At 63.5% G+C, this 16,571-nt stretch carries 14 protein-coding genes; 6 read left to right on the forward strand and 8 right to left on the reverse strand.

Annotation, left to right across the window (positions count from 1 at the left end; translation table 11 throughout):
- From VNQ78_RS07955 to VNQ78_RS07970, 4 genes are all read left to right on the forward strand, one after another.
- A partial coding sequence (locus VNQ78_RS07955; RefSeq protein WP_325688446.1) for an iron ABC transporter permease occupies nucleotides 1-502 on the forward strand: 502 nt, incomplete at its 5' end.
- Nucleotides 499-1,545, forward strand: a complete 1,047-nt coding sequence (locus tag VNQ78_RS07960) for an iron ABC transporter permease (protein ID WP_325688448.1) — start codon at nucleotides 499-501, stop codon at nucleotides 1,543-1,545. The genes VNQ78_RS07955 and VNQ78_RS07960, both read left to right, overlap by 4 nt.
- Nucleotides 1,542-2,345 (forward strand): ABC transporter ATP-binding protein, encoded by an 804-nt coding sequence (locus VNQ78_RS07965; protein WP_325688450.1) that lies wholly within the window; start codon nucleotides 1,542-1,544, stop codon nucleotides 2,343-2,345. Before VNQ78_RS07960 ends, VNQ78_RS07965 begins: the two co-directional genes overlap by 4 nt.
- Nucleotides 2,346-2,506: 161 nt before the next feature.
- Nucleotides 2,507-4,639: a TonB-dependent siderophore receptor gene (locus VNQ78_RS07970; RefSeq protein WP_325688452.1), complete on the forward strand. Its 2,133-nt coding sequence runs from the start codon at nucleotides 2,507-2,509 to the stop codon at nucleotides 4,637-4,639.
- An 84-nt stretch (nucleotides 4,640-4,723) separates the two neighbouring features.
- Here the strand turns inward: VNQ78_RS07970 and VNQ78_RS07975 are convergent, their stop codons facing one another.
- Nucleotides 4,724-5,740, reverse strand: coding sequence for a zinc-dependent alcohol dehydrogenase family protein (locus tag VNQ78_RS07975; RefSeq protein WP_325688454.1), 1,017 nt, complete (start codon nucleotides 5,738-5,740; stop codon nucleotides 4,724-4,726).
- A 289-nt stretch (nucleotides 5,741-6,029) separates the two neighbouring features.
- On the opposite strand from VNQ78_RS07975, the gene VNQ78_RS07980 reads away from it, so the two are divergent.
- A complete protein-coding gene (locus VNQ78_RS07980; protein ID WP_325688456.1) occupies nucleotides 6,030-6,800 on the forward strand; it encodes a transporter substrate-binding domain-containing protein in 771 nt (256 codons plus the stop codon).
- Between the two features lie 61 nt (nucleotides 6,801-6,861).
- Here VNQ78_RS07980 and VNQ78_RS07985 read toward each other — a convergent pair whose 3' ends face one another.
- The 6 genes from VNQ78_RS07985 to ugpB form a co-directional block, all read right to left on the reverse strand.
- Nucleotides 6,862-8,463: an arylsulfatase gene (locus tag VNQ78_RS07985; protein WP_325688458.1), complete on the reverse strand. Its 1,602-nt coding sequence runs from the start codon at nucleotides 8,461-8,463 to the stop codon at nucleotides 6,862-6,864.
- A 175-nt stretch (nucleotides 8,464-8,638) separates the two neighbouring features.
- Nucleotides 8,639-9,442, reverse strand: a complete 804-nt coding sequence (locus VNQ78_RS07990; RefSeq protein ID WP_325688460.1) for a SphA family protein — start codon at nucleotides 9,440-9,442, stop codon at nucleotides 8,639-8,641.
- Nucleotides 9,443-9,881: 439 nt separating this feature from the next.
- On the reverse strand, nucleotides 9,882-10,937 hold the full coding sequence (gene ugpC, locus VNQ78_RS07995; RefSeq protein ID WP_325688462.1) for a sn-glycerol-3-phosphate ABC transporter ATP-binding protein UgpC: 1,056 nt from the start codon (nucleotides 10,935-10,937) through the stop codon (nucleotides 9,882-9,884).
- A complete protein-coding gene (gene ugpE, locus VNQ78_RS08000; protein ID WP_325688464.1) occupies nucleotides 10,938-11,798 on the reverse strand; it encodes a sn-glycerol-3-phosphate ABC transporter permease UgpE in 861 nt (286 codons plus the stop codon). It lies immediately after the preceding gene.
- Nucleotides 11,791-12,672, reverse strand: coding sequence for a sn-glycerol-3-phosphate ABC transporter permease UgpA (gene ugpA, locus VNQ78_RS08005; RefSeq protein ID WP_325688466.1), 882 nt, complete (start codon nucleotides 12,670-12,672; stop codon nucleotides 11,791-11,793). The genes ugpE and ugpA overlap by 8 nt, the downstream gene beginning before the upstream one ends.
- 66 nt (nucleotides 12,673-12,738) lie before the next feature.
- A complete protein-coding gene (ugpB, locus tag VNQ78_RS08010) occupies nucleotides 12,739-14,034 on the reverse strand; it encodes a sn-glycerol-3-phosphate ABC transporter substrate-binding protein UgpB (protein WP_325688469.1) in 1,296 nt (431 codons plus the stop codon).
- A gap of 363 nt (nucleotides 14,035-14,397) precedes the next feature.
- Between ugpB and VNQ78_RS08015 the strand changes: the two genes are divergently transcribed.
- Nucleotides 14,398-15,048: a glutathione S-transferase family protein gene (locus VNQ78_RS08015; protein WP_325688471.1), complete on the forward strand. Its 651-nt coding sequence runs from the start codon at nucleotides 14,398-14,400 to the stop codon at nucleotides 15,046-15,048.
- A gap of 157 nt (nucleotides 15,049-15,205) precedes the next feature.
- On the opposite strand, the gene VNQ78_RS08020 is transcribed toward VNQ78_RS08015, so the two are convergent.
- On the reverse strand, nucleotides 15,206-16,249 hold the full coding sequence (locus VNQ78_RS08020; protein ID WP_325688473.1) for an IS30 family transposase: 1,044 nt from the start codon (nucleotides 16,247-16,249) through the stop codon (nucleotides 15,206-15,208).
- Nucleotides 16,250-16,571 lie beyond the last annotated feature (322 nt).

The raw sequence follows: 16,571 nt of genomic DNA on the forward strand, positions 1-16,571 counted from the left end.
CGTCCTGCCCCGGAACGACATCGCGGGCGGGGTGCGGTCCTGGCAGATCGGCGGCGTCGGCGGCGCGACCTTCGCCAGCATCGAGCAGGTGCTGCCCTTCCTCCTCGCAGGGTTCGCGATCAGCTTCCTTTCGGCGCGCAAGCTGAACTCGCTCGCGCTGGGTGACGACCTCGCGGCCGGGCTGGGCGAGAATGTGGCGCTGGCGCGGGGCATGTCGGCGCTTGGCGCGATCCTGCTTTGCGGCGCGGCGACCGCGGCTTGCGGGCCGATCGGCTTTGTCGGGCTGGTCGTCCCGCATCTCTGCCGCCTGCTGGTCGGCGTCGATCATCGCTGGCTGCTGCCTTTCTCGGCCCTCACCGGCGCCGGCCTGCTGCTGCTTGCCGATGTGGCTGGCCGCATCATCGCCCGGCCGAGCGAGCTTGCCGTCGGCATCGTCACCGCCTTTGTCGGCGCGCCCTTCTTCATCTGGATCGTCCGCCGCCAGAGGGTGCGCGAGCTATGATCACGGCATCCCATCCCACGCTTGCCCGCGCCGTATCCGCCGGACGCCATCACCGTGCGCGCCGCTGGCGGGGCGTGGTGGCGGGCCTCGTCCTGCTGCTGATCGCCGTTTTTGCGCTGACGCTGATGCTGGGCCAGTCCTTCACCCCGCCGGGGCAGGTGCTGCGCGTCCTGATGGGCGAGAACGTCCACGGCGCCAGTTTCACGGTCGGCCACCTGCGCCTGCCGCGCGCGGTCATGTCGGTCCTGACCGGCATGTGCTTCGGTCTTGGCGGGGTCGCCTTCCAGATCATGCTGCGCAACCCGCTGGCCAGCCCCGACATCATCGGGATCAGCTATGGCGCCAGCGCGGCGGCGGTCTTTGCCATCGTGATGCTGGGGCTCAGCGGTTCCTCGGTCGCGGTCTTTGCGGTGATCGCGGGGCTCGCGGTCGCGCTGCTGGTCTACGGCCTCTCCTTCAAGAACGGCGTGGCGGGAACAAGGCTGATCCTTGTCGGGATCGGGGTCGCGGCGATGATCGAAAGCTTCATCGCCTATATCCTGTCGCAGGCCGCCTCATGGGATCTGCAGGAGGCGATGCGCTGGCTGACCGGCAGCGTCAACGGCGCGCAGCTTGGCCAGGCATGGCCGGTTCTGGGCGCGCTGGTCGTCTTCGGCGGGTTGCTGCTGGCCCGTGGTCGCGACCTCGAGGCGCTGCGCATGGGCGACGACACCGCCGCCGCGCTCGGCGTCAAGGTCGGGTTGACGCGGGTTGTCGTCATCATCTGCGCGGTCGGCATGATCTCGGTCTCGACCGCGGTTTCGGGGCCGGTCGCCTTCGTGGCCTTCCTGTCGGGGCCGATCGCCGCGCGCCTGATCGGGCCGAACGGTTCGATCCTGATCCCGTCGGCGCTGGTCGGGGCGGCGCTGGTGCTCTGCGGCGACTATATAGGCCAATTCCTGCTGCCGCATCGCTATCCGGTCGGCATCGTCACCGGCGCCCTTGGCGCGCCCTACCTGCTTTATCTGATCGTGCGGGTGAACCGCGCCGGAGGCTCCCTATGACCGCTTCGAAAAGCCTCGTGGCCGAGAACCTGACCGCCGGCTATGGCGACAGCACCATCCTGCATGATCTGGATCTGGTCGTGCCTGCCGGGCGGATCACCGCCATCGTCGGCGCGAATGGCTGCGGCAAATCGACCCTGCTGCGGACCATGTCGCGGCTGATTGCGCCCAGCAAGGGCAGGGTGCTGCTCGATGGAAAATCCGTCCACAGCTATCCCACGCGCGAGCTTGCGCGCAGCCTCGGCCTGCTGCCGCAAGCCCCGATCGCGCCCGAGGGGATTACCGTGGCGGATCTGGTCGGGCGCGGGCGGCATCCCCATCACGGCCTGCTCTCGCGCTGGAACACGCGCGACGACGAGGCGGTGGCGACCGCGCTGGAGGCGACGCGGATCGCCGATCTTGCCGACCGCGCCGTGGACGAGCTTTCGGGCGGCCAGCGCCAGCGGGTCTGGATCGCGATGGCGCTGGCGCAGGAAACCGAATTGCTGCTGCTGGACGAGCCGACGACCTTCCTCGATGTCAGCCATCAGGTCGAGGTGCTGGACCTGCTGACCGACCTGAACCAGACGCGGGGCATTACCATTGTCATGGTGCTCCACGACCTCAATCTGGCGGCGCGCTATGCCGACAGCCTCGTCGCGATGGCTCAGGGCAGGCTCCATGCCTTTGGTCCGCCCGAGGAGGTGCTGACCGTCGAAAATGTCTTGCAGGTCTTTGGCTTGCGAAGCCGCGTCATTCCCGACCCGATCTCGGGCAAGCCACTGATTCTGCCGATCGGGCGGCACCGGCTGGCCTATTGATGCCCGCAATATGGGCTGAATCTGTGGCTTGATCGCAACAGTGACGACCGCGATGGTGGGGCCGGAAAAAGACGGTCTCTCGTTAATCTTGCAACGCCCGGAGGCCGCGGATAACCCTCCCGTGACATATCTTACTATTTCACTAGGCAAGGACTCTCAGCATGCCGGATAATCAGTTCAGCGGTCTCGCGCGCGTTTCACGAGGGTGCCTGACCACGGTCCTTTTGGGGTGCACCGCGCTTGTTGCCGCGCCTGCCTTCGCGCAGGATTCGACGGCTGCGACCGAGGCGACGCCCTACCGGCTGTCGCCCGTCACCATCTATGCGCAGGGTACGGCGGATGACGACGCGAACTCGATCGTCGCGCGCGAGCTCTGGGTCGGCGGCAAGGTCGCGACCAGCATTCTCGACACTCCGGCCTCGGTCTCGGTCATCACCCAGAAGGAGATCCAGGACCGAAACGCCGAAACGCTCGAGGAGGTGCTGGCTTATACCCCTGGCGTCGTCACCGACTATTACGGCTCGGACGACCGCAACGACTATTTCCTCGTCCGCGGCTATCAGGCGACCACCTATCGCGACGGCCTGACCCTCGGCTCGATGCGCGGCGTGCGCGAGGAGCCCTTCGCCTATGAGCGGGTCGAGGTCATCCGCGGCGCGAACTCGACCCTGTTCGGGACGTCTGATCCGGGCGGCTCGGTCAATTTCGTGACCAAGACCCCGAAATTCGAGCGTTTCGCCGATACCTACCTGTCCTATGGCTCGTTCAACCATGCCGAAATCGGCGTGGATATGGGCGACACGCTGAACGCGGACGAGACGCTGGCCTATCGCTTCACCGCGAAGGTGCAGGACAGCGAGTTGGAATATGACCATTCGAAGGACGACGAGACCTTCCTGATGGGGGGCCTGACCTGGAAGCCGACCGACGCGACAACGCTCAGCGTCGTGCTCGACTATCTGAAACGGGATGGCACCCCGAACAGCGGCGGCTATCCACTTGACCGCGAATACGACCGCAGCGATTTCTTCGGCGAGCCGGACTTCAACTATCACGATGTCGAGCGCACCAGCATCACCGGTATCCTGTCGCATGAATTCGGCAATGGCCTCAGCCTTCAGGCGAACCTGCGCTACAGCGACCTGACCGACAATTACGGCTATGTCTATCTCTACGACTATGCCGGCCGGGTCGGGACCGAGGTTTCGCGCTTTGCCCTCAGCTCGGACAGCGAAGCCGAGGAGCTGATCGGCAACGCGATCCTGAAATACGACACCAGCTTCAGCAATATCGACAGCAGCACGCTGGCCGGGATCGAGTTCCGCGACGCCTCGACCTCAAGCACGTCCTATTACGGCGCCGTCGATCCGATCGACATTGCGAACCCGGTCTTCAGCGGTCCGCCGACCGGCCTTGTCGCCTATCAGGAAACGGATACCGATTACTCGACGCAATCGGTGTTCCTGCAGCAGAACCTGTCCTTCGACGACCGCTTCATCGCGACCGTCGGCGTCCGCCACGATTGGCTGGACATCGAGGCCACCGACTCGCTTGCCGGCACCGATGACAGCGACGACTTCTCGGAAACCTCGTGGCGCGGTGCGCTGACCTACAAGGTCACGCCGGAAATCTCGACCTATGTGAGCTATGTCGAATCCGTCGCGCCGCCCGCGATCGGCGTCGAGCCGGAGCGCGGCGAGCAATATGAAGTCGGCGTGAAATACGAGCCGACCGCCATCAACGCGCTGTTCTCGGCCTCGGTCTATGACCTCAAGAAGAAGAACGTGACCATCGCGGTCGTGCAGGATGACGGGACCATCACCCGCGAAGTCATCGGCGAGACCCGCGTGCGCGGCTTCGATCTGGAAGGCAAGGCCGAACTCAACGAGAACCTGAGCGTCCTCGCCTCCTATTCCTACCTGGATACGGAAGTGGTGCGCGGCGACTCGCGCGGGACGGACATCTCGGGCAACGAATTTGCCTCGGTCCCGAACCACATCGCCTCTATCTGGGTCAATTATACCGTTCCGGGCAACGACACCCGTGGTGACATGACCTTCGGCCTCGGCGCGCGCTACCTCGGCTCGTATTACTTCAACGCGACCAATGACAGTGGCAAGAGCAAGGCGATGACCACGCTGGACGCCGCCTTCACCTATCGGGTGCAGGACAATACCGAGATCGCGGTCAACGTCAGCAACCTCCTGGACGAGCAATATGTCGTCGGCAGCGGCACGGCGGATTACTACAACCCCGGCCGCGCGATCCAGGCGACGCTGCGCCATAGCTTCTGAAGCTTGGGGCGGAAGCAGACCAAAGGAAGCGCCGCCCCCTGAGGGCGGCGCTTTCCTTTTGTCACGGGATGGGACAGTCAAGGTTCAACCGTCCGGCCGCGTCAGCACCACGATCTTGCCGAATTGCTGGCCGCTCTCAAGATAGGCATGCGCGCGGTCTATGTCGGCGAGCGCAAAGCATCGGTCGATCCGAGGGGCAATGATCCCGGCGGCGATGCCTTCCTCCAGAAAGGCCTGCGCCCGCGACAGAGCGGCCGGGTCGTCGGTGACGGTCGTATAGTAATAGCCGCGCAGGCACAGGTTCTTGCGCAAAGCCAGCTTCAGCGGAAAGGGCGTGGGCTCGTTACTCAGCGCGCCATGAATGACGATGGTGCCTCCCGGTCGCATCGCTCCCGCAATGTCGGCAACCTGCGGTCCGCCGACGGCGTCGAAGGCCGCATCGATCCCGTCGGGGGCCGACTGCCTCAATCCTTGCGCCAGATTTGCGCTTTCCATGACGATCACAGCCTCCGCCCCGGCCTGCTGCACGGGTTCACGCAGGTTTTCGGTCAGCACGGTGCCGATAGGGATTGCTCCGACAGCTCGGGCGATCTGGATGGCGGCGAGGCCCACAGTGGTATTCGCCGCCGTGATCAGCACCCGCTGCCCGGCTGAAAGGCCACAGACCTCGATCAGCGCGCCATAGGGCGTCCCGTAGGACATCCAGAGCGCGGCGGTCTGAATATCGCTGAGCCCCTCCGGGCAAGGCAGCACCCGCGCGACAGGGACGTTAACCCAATCGGCGCAGGTGCCATGCGCCCCCAGTGGCGCGCCGGGCACGACCGCGACCCGCTGCCCGATCCTGAAACCTGTGACGCCTGGCCCCAGGGCCGTGATCCGCCCTACAGCCTCGAAGCCGAGGCGCGAGGGAAGAACCGGCTTTTCGATATAGGTATTGCGACGGAACATGACGTCCGCGCGGTTCAATCCGATCGCATCGACCGCGATGCCGACCTCGGCCGGACCGGGAGGCTCGACAGGCAACTGGTCGATCCGCAGCACTTCGGGGCCGCCGATGGCATGGACACGCACGACACGCTGTCCGATCCCGGCAAGAGACATCTCGATCCTCCGTATGGCATGGGCGCGATCAGCCGAGGGCCCGCGCGCATCAGAACCATATCCTGAAGCGCACAGCCCTGCATCCTGCCCGCGTGGTTTCTCTTGCCGGCGGAGTTATCCATGCCGTTTTGCTATAACTGAAAGACAGACAGGCCTTCTAGTGATGGCTCGGCTGCCCCGGTAGTCTTCTCGGGAAGGCGGCTTACCGGCCACCGGCACGAGCGGGGACGGGGGGTAGCCGTCCTTGGCGGAAGGGCCGCGTCGTGATCCGACAGAAGGGAGAGAGAGCATGACCGAGAGGGATGAGCGGGTGCCGCTGCGTGGATCCGCAGTGACGCTGGAGGATTACGCGCCCGGTGGGACGCTGCGTGTGGCAATCAATCATGGCAATGTCATCCTTGCCGGTCGCGATTCAGCGGGGGCGCCAAAGGGGATCAGCGTCGATCTGGCTTATGCGCTTGCGCAGGAACTGGGCTCAGTGCCGAAATTCGTCGAGTTCGACCGGGCCCTGGACGTGTCCTCGCGCGCGGAGGCGGATGTCTGGGATCTGTGCTTTCTGGCCGTGGATCCAGACCGGGCGCAGGTCATCGGATTTTCGCAGCCCTATGTTCGGATCGAGGGCAATTACCTCGTCGCCGAAAGGACTGGCGCTATCGTGCCGGAGGATGTCGTCGAGCAGGGGCTGAAGATCGGGGTGGTCGAAGGCAGCGCCTATGCCCTGCATCTCTCCCGCGCTCGCGGTGCGGAGGGGCTGGTGAACTTCCCCAGCCTAGCAGCGGCAAAGGCCGCGCTTGCCGAGGGGGCCGTGGACGGCCTCGCCGGGATCAGGCAGGCGATGGAGGCCGTCGCCGCGATGATTCCCGGGACACATGTGGTCGGAATGCCGTTCATGGAGATCCGCCAGGCGATGGGCGTCCCGGCAACCCGCATTCGCGCCCATACGCATCTCTCGGAATTTCTTGCCCGGCGGGCGCGTGACGGAACCGTGGCGCGGATACTCGAAGCGCATGGCGTCGATCGTGCCTGTGCAGTCATGCCGGACGATCAGGGGATCGGATAGGCGACAAGGTCCGCCCGAAAAACGAATGGCGGAAGGCCGAAATGGCCTCCCGCCGGATTTGTCAATTGCCGGTGGCTGCAGCCGGGGCTGCCTGCTGCTTGGCGCGGATCTGGGCATCGACCGCCGCCTCGATCTGGTCGACCGTGAAGCTTGCCGGGGTCTGGCTGGGCGGATAGTCGACGAAAGTTTCCAGGAACGCGCCGGCATGCATGGTCAGCTGCGCCATCAGGAAGTCGTTCTTGACCCGCCAGTCGTCATATTGATCCGACACGATATCGGCGCGCTCATAGGGGTCCATGCGCAGGTTGTAGAGTTTCGGAATGCGGTAGCAGTCGAAATTCTCATACCAGACCTTGAACCCGCCCGGCGCCGGCATCTCGCAGAAGACGACCTTCCAGTTGCCATAGCGATAGGCGACCAGCTTGCTGTCATCGTTGAAATAGGCGAACTCGTTCCGCGCGCTCTTGTCGGTCTCGCCGGTCAGCAGCGGCAGCTGGTTGTAGCCGTCGAGATGGACCTTGAAGGTCTTGTCCCCGACCTGCTTGCCGGCCAGCAACTCGTCCTTGATCTTGTCGTCGCCGGCGGCGGCGAGCAGCGTCGGGAACCAGTCGAGACCCGAGAACATCTCGGTCGTGACGGCGCCCGGCTTGATCTTGCCCGGCCAGCGCACCATGGCGGGGACGCGGAACGCGCCCTCCCAGTTGCTGTCCTTTTCGGACCGGAACGGAGTCGCGGCGGCATCGGGCCAGCTGAACTGGTTCGGGCCGTTATCGGTCGTGTAGATCACGATGGTATTGTCGGCGATGCCCATGTCGTCGATTGCCTTGAGCAGATCGCCGACATCGCCGTCATGTTCGATCATGCCATCGGCATATTCGTTGCCGGGCATCCCGCTTTGGCCCTTCATCTCGGGGCGGACATGGGTAAAGAGATGCATCCGCGTGGTGTTCATCCAGGTGAAGAAGGGCTTTCCCGCCTCATGCTGGCGCTTCATGAAGTCGATGGCGGCGGCGGTCGTCTCGTCGTCGATCGTCTCCATCCGCTTCTTGGTCAGAGGGCCGGTATCCTCGATCTGGCCATCGGCCGTCGCCTTCAGCACCCCGCGCGGCGAGTTTGCCTTGACGAATGCCTCGTCATCGGAGGGCCACAATTCACGCTCAGGCTCTTCCTCGGCGTTCAGGTGATAGAGGTTGCCGAAGAATTCGTCGAAACCATGCGCGGTCGGCAGGTATTCGTCGCGGTCGCCCAGATGGTTCTTGCCGAACTGGCCGGTCGCATAGCCGAGGGGCTTCAGCGCCTGCGCGATGGTCACGTCGCGATCCTGGAGACCCACCGTCGCGCCTGGCACGCCGACCTTGCTGAGGCCGGTCCGCTTGGGCGTCTGCCCGGTGATGAAGGATGACCGCCCCGCGGTGCAGCTGTTTTCCGCGTAATAGTCGATGAAGCGAAGACCTTCATCGGCGATGCGGTCGATATTCGGGGTGCGATAGCCGACGATCCCGTCGGCATAGGCCGAGATATTGGTGATCCCGACATCGTCACCGAAGATGACGAGGATGTTTGGCGGTCCTGCGGCCGGGGTTCCCGCAGGGGCTGCCTGCGCAAGGGCCTGGGCGCTGACCGCGCATCCCAGAAGCGTTGCAAGTCCGAGTGTCCGAAACATTGAATTTCCTTCCCGTATCTCAGCAAGACTTGAATCAGTAAATTGACGAAAGGTTAGGCAGGGTCGGCCGGGTGGCTGCTTGTCGGTTCCATCCATCCGGCGGGCGGTGATGAATCAGGACGTCTGTTTGCTGCCAGATCGGATATGGCAGCCAAGAGCGTGGCGCTCTGCTATATTAAATCGGCATGGACAAGGTCAGAATGACGACATCACCCTCCGCTCTGTTACGTGCATCGAATTCGTGGAAATATTTCACCCGCGCGGAAACCGGGCGTTCCTTGACCATGAAATTATGGCCAACGGTCAGGCCGAGCGCGCTGACCCTTCCCTTGAACGGTCCCGAGGCGCCGTCGCCGCTGTCACCCGTCAACTGCTCGTAATAATATCCAAGAATCCCTGCCGAGGTCGCCTCGGTGAAGTTCTTCGAGATCGCGCCTTCGACGTGAAACTCATTCCCGGTGCGGTAATCGGTGGCTGGGTTCTCGGCGTTGAAGGTGACGCCCACCGCACCCGACAGATCAAGCCCTGTCGCCGGGTCGAGCCAGGTCATTGCCGTATAGAGATCGGCGCCCCAGTGATGGAAGGCGACATTCGAAATCTCGCCATCCTGATAATCGCCGGCCGGAATGTTGATCATGGTTCCGACCTGCCAATGCAGCTTTCCGCTGGACCAGCCAAGCATGGCCGAAGCGACCGGATCGCCGATTGTGAAGATGTCGTCGCCCACATCCGCCTCGGCCCTGCCGCCACGCGGCCCGGCCACCGTCAGGTCGGCGGTGGTTTCCTTCCATCCGATCGGCAAGGTGAAGGAAAGCCCGAGGCTGCCGCCCAGCATTGGTTCGGGCGCGACCCATAGCACGGTCGGCAAGGTCAGTGCGGCGCGGCCGTCGACGCCGATTGCGAGCTTGCCCCCGGTGGGAAGCTGCGTCTCTCCTCCGAGGCTGCCGGAATAGAAATAAAGGTCATTCTGAAAATACAACCCCGCCGGCGGCATTACCGCGGCGGCCGGACCCTTGGACCCGAGAAGATAGAAACCCGCGCCGCCTTCGGCCGCAAACAGGATTGACGGAAAAGCCAAGCTGGCTGCGGTTGCCAGCAGACTGGAACGTGCGATGGATCTGAACATGATTCCCTGCCGCTTTCCAATGAGTTCTTGGAGGCTAGCTTCGCAACCGATTCCCGTAAAGTATTTATGGGGTTAATCCAGAACCTGTGTCGCGGAATCCCCGGAAGGAAACGGGGCTCAATAAATCTGGCGCGGGGCAGGGCAGGGTGCCGGAATATTGCGAAATTCCAATTCTTTCCTGTCCGGGTTTGCGGGAAACGCAATTTCCTTTCGGCATCGGCGGCAATTCCTGCCCACAAATAGCCGGCCCCTTGGGCGGGAAAGGCCACAGGACCGGCATCCTTGATTTCGGTCAGATCCGCTTGCCCGACTCGGCCGAGAACAGGTGAAAGCGGCCTGAAACCGGCGCGACCCTCAGGCGGTCGCCGCGATTGGCGCGGGTCGCGCCCTGAAGGCGCACGACGATGGAAACCTCGGACCCTTCGATGACCCCGTATCCGAAAGCGTCCGCGCCCAGCCGCTCGACCGAACGCAGCTCCACCGGGATCGAGCCGGCCTCGGTCTCGACCAGTTCCAGATCCTCGGGCCGCAGCCCCAGGCGCAGATCCTTTGCCGGAAGGTTCGGGATCGCCAGCCGATGTCCGCCCGGCAGGATGGCAGTCCCGTCCGCGCCGGTCAGGGGAAAGATGTTCATCGCGGGCGAGCCGATGAAGCCTGCGACGAATTCGCTGGCCGGACGCTCATAGACCTCAAGCGGCGTGCCGATCTGTTCGGCGACGCCGTTGTTCATCACGATCAGCCGGTCGGCCAGCGTCATCGCCTCGACCTGATCATGCGTGACGTAAAGCGTGGTCTGCCCGGTCCTGATATGCATCTCCTTGATCTGCAGGCGCATCTGCAGCCGCAGCTTCGCGTCGAGGTTCGAGAGCGGCTCGTCCAGCAGGAAGGCCGCAGGCTCGCGCACCAGGGCCCGGCCCATCGCGACGCGCTGGCGCTGGCCGCCGGACAGGGCGCGAGGCTTGCGGTCGAGATAAGGCTCAAGCTCCAGCATCTTGGCGGCGCGCTGCACGCGGGTCTCGATTTCGGGCTTCGGGATCTTCGCTATCTTCAGCCCATAGGCCATGTTCTCGCGCACGCTCATATGCGGGTAGAGGGCATAGTTCTGGAACACCATCGCGATATTGCGCTCACGAGGCTCCAGCTTGTTGACGACCTTGCCGCCGATTTCGACCGTGCCCGCGCTGATGCCCTCAAGCCCGGCGACCATCCTGAGCAGCGTCGACTTGCCGCAGCCCGAAGGGCCGACGATGACCACGAACTCGCCATCGGCGATGTCCATGCTGATGCCGTGGATGACCTCCTGTCGTTCATAGGTCTTGCGCAGGTCATTGAGCAGGATGCGGGCCATTCACTTCTCCGTCTCGACAAGGCCCTTCACGAACCAGCGCTGCATCAGCACGACGACAAGGATCGGCGGCAGGATCGCAAGGACGGAAGTGACCATGACAAGGTTCCAGGGCGTATCGGCATCGGCGAAAGAGATCATCTTTCGAAGCGCGATGACGATGGTGTTCATCTCATTGGAATTGGTGACCAGCAGCGGCCACAGGTATTGCGTCCAGCCATAGATGAACTGGATCACGAAGATCGCCGCCACATTGGTCAGCGACAGGGGCCACAGGATGTCGCGGAAGAACCGCCAAGGCCCCGCGCCATCGACCCGCGCGGCCTCAAGCAGCTCGTCCGGGATGGTCATGAAGAATTGCCGGAAGAGCAGCGTGGCGGTGGCCGAGGCGATCAGCGGCAGGATCAGCCCCGGATAGCTGTCGATAAGGCCAAGATCGACCATGACCTTGTAGGTGGGCTGGATCCTGACCTCGACCGGCAGCATCAGCGTGATGAAGATCAGCCAGAAACAGGCCATGCGCAGCGGGAACCGGAAGAAGACGATCGCATAGGCCGAGGCCATGCTGATCGCGATCTTGCCGATGGCGATACCAAGGGCGACGACCGTGGTATTGCCCAGAAGCCGCCACAGGCTGACGCCGCCGATCTGGCCGATGCGGCCCGAGAACGCCTCGCCATAGTTTTGCAGCCCCTCCGGTCCCGGCACCAGCGGCAGAGGCGGGCGCAGGATCGTCTGGGTGGAATGGGTCGAGGCGATGAAGACGTAATAGACCGGAAACACCACCACGATGATGCCAAGGACCATCCAGAAATGGCCGAGCAGGCGGGACGGCCCGCGCGCGGCAAGCGGGCTTTCAGCCATAATGCACCCGCCTTTCGATGAAGCGGAACTGGAAGGCGGTCAGCGCGATCACGATCAGCATCAGGATCACCGATTGCGCGGCGGAATCGCCCATGATCAGGTTGACGAAGCCGTCATTATAGACCTTGTAGACCAGCGTTTCCGTCGCCTTGCCCGGCCCTCCGCCCGTCACGGCATGGATGATGCCGAAGGTGTCGAAAAGCGCATAGACCGTGTTCACGACCAGCAGAAAGAAGGTCGTGGGCGCCAGCAGCGGGAACACGATCGTCCAGAAGGCGTGTCGCCGGCTGGCCCCGTCGATGGCCGCGGCCTCCAGCAGGGATCGCGGGATCGCCTGCAATCCCGCCACGAAGAACAGGAAATTGTAGCTGATCTGCTTCCATGCGGCCGCCGCCACCACAAGGATCATCGCGTGATTGCCATTCAGCAGCGGGTTCCAGTTGATGCCCAGCTGTCTTAGCGGCCAGGCCAGCGTGCCGAAACTCGGGTTGAACATGAACAGCCACAACATGCCCGCGATGGCCGGGGCGACCGCATAGGGCCAGATCATCAGCGTGCGGTAGAGCCCCTTGCCGCGCACGATCTTTTCGGCCTGCACCGCAAGAAAAAGCGCGATGGCCATTGGAATGAACGCCACCAGCGCCGAGAACACCGCCGTCACCTGCAATGCGTTCAGATAGTTCGGATCGCTCAGCACCCGCCGGAAGTTCGCCAGCCCGACGAAGCTGGATTTCAGCCCGAACGGATCCTCCTTCAGCATAGACTGCCGGAAGGCCTGCCCGGCCGGCCAGTAGAAGAAGATCAGCGTGATCGCTAGCTGTGGCGCCAGCAGCAGCCACGGCAGAAAACGATGCGGAAAGACGGTTCTTCGCATTCAGGCGCGCCTCTGGTCAGGAAAAAGGCGCGCAAGGGTTTGCCCCCGCGCGCCAAAGGTCTGCGGTCAGTCGCCCGCCGCTTCCTTGATCGCGGCATTGCCGCGCGTCACCGCGTTCTTCAACGCCTGCTCGGCCGTCTGCTGTCCGGCCAGCATCTTCTCGTATTCCTCGTTCTGGATGTCGCGAAGCTGCGGCAGGTTCGGCGCGCGCACGCCTTTCGAGTTCTCGGTCGGGGGTTTCCCCGACATTTGCAGGATCGGCACCTCGCGCGCCGGGTTCTTCTCGTAGAAACCCGAGGCCTTGGTCGCCTCATAGGCCGCCATCGTCACCGGCAGATAGCCTGACTGCTCGTGCAGATATTGCTGCACAGGGGTCTGCGAGAGATAGTTGAAGAAGCTCGCGACGCCCTTGTAGATCTCATCCGACTTGCCCGCCATCACCCAGAGCGAGGCACCGCCCGGCGTGGTGTTCTGGGGCGCGCCGTCGGCCGTCTCGTCATAGGGCAGCTTGCCGATGCCGTAGTTCATCCCCGACTTGACGATGTCGCCAAGCCCGCCCGAGCTTTCGGTCAGGATCCCGCATTCGCCCGAGGTGAAGTTCTGCTTCGCCTCGCTGGTGCGGCCACCATAGACGAAGACGCCGTCCTTCGCCAGATCGGCGAGTTCCTGGAAATGCTTGACGAAAAGCGGCCCGTCGATCCGCAGTTCCGGCGTGCCGGCCAGCCCGTTCTCGTTCGTGCCCCAGGAAACGTTGTTCCATGCCGCGAAATTCTCGGTATGGATCCAGGTCAGCCAGGTCGAAGTATAGCCGCAGGTCGCGGCGCCCGATTCCTTGATCTTGCGGGCCGCGGCCCAGACCTCGGCCCAGGTCTGGGGCGGTGCGTCGACGTCGAGGCCCGCCTTCTCGAAGATATCCTTGTTGTAATAGAGGATCGGCGACGAGGAGTTATAGGGGAAGGAGAGCATGTCGCCCTCGGGGGTCGAGTAATAGCCGACGATCCCCGGCAGATACTGGCTTTTGTCGAAGGTGAAGCCACCTTCGGTCAGAACCTCGGCCACCGGCTTGATCGCGCCCTGCGCGCCCATCATCACCCCGGTGCCGACGTCGAAGACCTGGATGATGTCGGGGGCCTGCCCGGCGCGGAAGGCGGCGATGCCCGCGTTCAGCGTCTCGGGATAGGTGCCCTTGAAGACGGGCTTCACGACATAGTCGGACTGGCTCGCGTTGAAGTCGCCGGCGATCTTCTCGACGACTTCGGCATTCGCGCCGGTCATGGCATGCCACCACGAGATTTCGGTTTGCGCCTGAGCGGCAAGTGGCATGACCATGAGCCCGCCAAGCCAAATACTAAAGGTTTTCATGCGATTTGCTCCTCCCTCGAGCTTTGGGCGGAAGCTGCATCCCCGCTCCCGCGCCGATCCTCCCACCGGCGCGCGGCTTCCTGTCCCTGCGCATGAGTTAACGCGAGAGGCCCGATGCCTGTCAATTCGCGGTGGGAGGGGAGATGCGCTTGCGCGGGCTGCTGCCGGGGCGAGGCTCGTGATGGTGAGGCATATGCGACAGAGCGAAGCCCGGCGCGTGGGGCAGGGCGCGGGCGACCATCCATGGGCCACGCAGTCACGATCCTTTCCCGTCGCCCCATCACAGGGATTTTCCCAGGCATGGGTGCCGAAATACCGTTCTGCCGTTAGTCTTCGGGACAGACAGTCAAACGGAGAACGATCATGCCCCCGATCATCACCGCTTTCGAACGCTCGCCCGACGGCGGCAAGGGCCTCGCGCGTGACATGCGCGTTCGCTGGGCGCTCGAGGAAGTCGGCCAGCCCTATGACGTCCGCCTCGTTTCCTTCAAGGCGATGAAGGAAGCCGAACATCTTGCGCTGCATCCCTTCGGTCAGATCCCGACCTATCAGGAGGGTGATCTGATCCTCTTCGAGTCGGGCGCCATCGTCCTGCATGTCGCCGAGCGTCACGCGGGCCTGCTGCCAGAGGACGAGAACGCCCGGGCACGCGCGATCGGCTGGATGTTTGCCGCCGTGGATACGGTCGAGCCGCCGATCTTCGAGCGCAGCATTGCCATGATCCTCGAGCGGGATCAGCCCTGGTATGAGCAGCGCCTGCAATCCCTCGATGAGCGCATCCGCCAGAGGTTGGACAGCCTCTCCGCCCGGCTCGGCGATGCGGACTGGCTTGACGCCACGTTCAGCGCCGGTGACCTGATGATGGTGACGGTGTTGCGGAGGTTGCAGGGCTCGGGTCTGCTGGAGGAGTATCCGAACATCGCAACCTATGTCTCACGCGGGGAGGCGCGCCCCGCCTTCAAGCGCGCCTTCGCCGCCCAGCTCGCGGTGTTTACCGCCGCTTCGACTGGGTGAGGTAAATGCTGTCGCCCTCGCTGACCTTGTTTCTTGCCAGCGCGACGAAGGTGCTGGGCGACATCACGCCGCCGCCAGCGCTCGATCTTGCGCCGGTCAGAGAGCGAAAGGTGAGAAAACCGAACCTTCATTCTGCGATCCTTTCATGGTGGACGCGCTACCCCAGATGCGACTTTGGTTGGCGGGAAAGTCTCGCGCGCCGATGGCCGCGCCCGAGAATATTGGCCTTGAACACCTCGGCGGGGGTGCGGAAGCCTAGGCATTTGCGCGGGGTGGCATTCAGCCCGGCACACAGCGCACGCAGCTCGTCCTGGGACAGGCTGTTCGGATCGGTATCGCGACAGAGCCAGCGCCGCAGCCGCTTGTTGGCGTTCTCGACCGCACCTTTCTGCCAGGGGGATTGCGCTTCGCAGAACCAGGTTTGCGCGCCGACTTTCGCCTGCAGATGTGGCCAGTCGACGAATTCTGAGCCGCGATCGAAAGTTACCGAGCGACAGGCGTGTCGGGGCAGGGGCGAGAGCGCCCGGGCGATCTGCGCCATGATCGGTTTCGTACGCTTTTCCTCGTTCTTCAACACCAGCAAGAACCGGCTGGTACGTTCGATCATCGTGGTGACATTGGCCGGACCGTATTTCTGCCGGAACAGCACCAAATCGGCCTCCCAATGGCCGAACTCCCTGCGATGTGCGATCACGTCCGGCCGGAACAAGATGCTGAGTTCCGGGGCAAATTTCGGCGGCGGGCGTTTGCGCAACCGGTAGCCGCGCCGCCGTCTACGGCCTGAGGGCAGATGGCGCCAGAGCTCGGCCCGGCGGCCTTCTTCCGAATAGACATGGCGGTAGATGGTCTCGTGGCAGACGCGGCTGGGCGCGCGCTCATAGCGCATGCGTCCGGCGATCTGCTCGGGCGTCCAGCCGGCGCGCAGGCAGCGCTCGACCTGGTCGCGCAAACCGGGATCGCGAACCAGCTTGCGTCGACGGGTCCGGCGACCGTCGCAGCGGCTCTGCGCCACGATGCACCAATAGCCACTGAGTTTCGGGATTTCGCTGTCGTGGAAATGGTTGCGCTTGAGTTCACGGAAGATCGTCGAGCGATGCCGGCCGAGCCGACGCGCCATCTCGTCAGGGCTCAGCTTCGCATGCCGCCAGCGCTCGATCTTGCGTCGATCGGAAAGGGAAAGATGGCTGTAACGGATCTTCATTCGCACTGTCCTTTCAAAGCCTAACGCATTGTCAGGCATCAAAAGTCGCACTCCAAGATAGCACGTCCCCCTTCTACAAGAAGATTTATGGATAATCAGATTTATGTTATACAAATCTGCGCGGCATTTGAAGGTTGCTGACCTAACCAGCGGCCGCGGCCTGGCTCACATCATCGACGCGAATACTGACGCAGCAAGTGTCCCCAAGGCTCTACTATTCAAGATCCGTCTGGATCCACTGAGGCGAGAGGTGTATGTCGAGAGTTTGGAGACGACCGGGGCCTATATTCTCGAAGCGATGTGGCAGGCCAGCAGGACCAAG

This window comes from Paracoccus sp. (in: a-proteobacteria) (assembly GCF_035556475.1).
GTDB lineage: Bacteria > Pseudomonadota > Alphaproteobacteria > Rhodobacterales > Rhodobacteraceae > Paracoccus.

Excerpts from the sequence above, each read along its gene's own strand:
- VNQ78_RS07960 (WP_325688448.1), top strand. The coding sequence starts at position 499 with ATGATCACGGCATCCCATCCCACGCTTGCCCGCGCCGTATCCGCCGGA.
- VNQ78_RS07965 (WP_325688450.1), top strand. The coding sequence starts at position 1,542 with ATGACCGCTTCGAAAAGCCTCGTGGCCGAGAACCTGACCGCCGGCTAT.
- VNQ78_RS07970 (WP_325688452.1), top strand. The coding sequence starts at position 2,507 with ATGCCGGATAATCAGTTCAGCGGTCTCGCGCGCGTTTCACGAGGGTGC.
- VNQ78_RS07975 (WP_325688454.1), bottom strand. The coding sequence starts at position 5,740 with ATGTCTCTTGCCGGGATCGGACAGCGTGTCGTGCGTGTCCATGCCATC.
- VNQ78_RS07980 (WP_325688456.1), top strand. The coding sequence starts at position 6,030 with ATGACCGAGAGGGATGAGCGGGTGCCGCTGCGTGGATCCGCAGTGACG.
- VNQ78_RS07985 (WP_325688458.1), bottom strand. The coding sequence starts at position 8,463 with ATGTTTCGGACACTCGGACTTGCAACGCTTCTGGGATGCGCGGTCAGC.
- ugpC (WP_325688462.1), bottom strand. The coding sequence starts at position 10,937 with ATGGCCCGCATCCTGCTCAATGACCTGCGCAAGACCTATGAACGACAG.
- ugpE (WP_325688464.1), bottom strand. The coding sequence starts at position 11,798 with ATGGCTGAAAGCCCGCTTGCCGCGCGCGGGCCGTCCCGCCTGCTCGGC.
- ugpA (WP_325688466.1), bottom strand. The coding sequence starts at position 12,672 with ATGCGAAGAACCGTCTTTCCGCATCGTTTTCTGCCGTGGCTGCTGCTG.
- ugpB (WP_325688469.1), bottom strand. The coding sequence starts at position 14,034 with ATGAAAACCTTTAGTATTTGGCTTGGCGGGCTCATGGTCATGCCACTT.
- VNQ78_RS08015 (WP_325688471.1), top strand. The coding sequence starts at position 14,398 with ATGCCCCCGATCATCACCGCTTTCGAACGCTCGCCCGACGGCGGCAAG.
- VNQ78_RS08020 (WP_325688473.1), bottom strand. The coding sequence starts at position 16,249 with ATGAAGATCCGTTACAGCCATCTTTCCCTTTCCGATCGACGCAAGATC.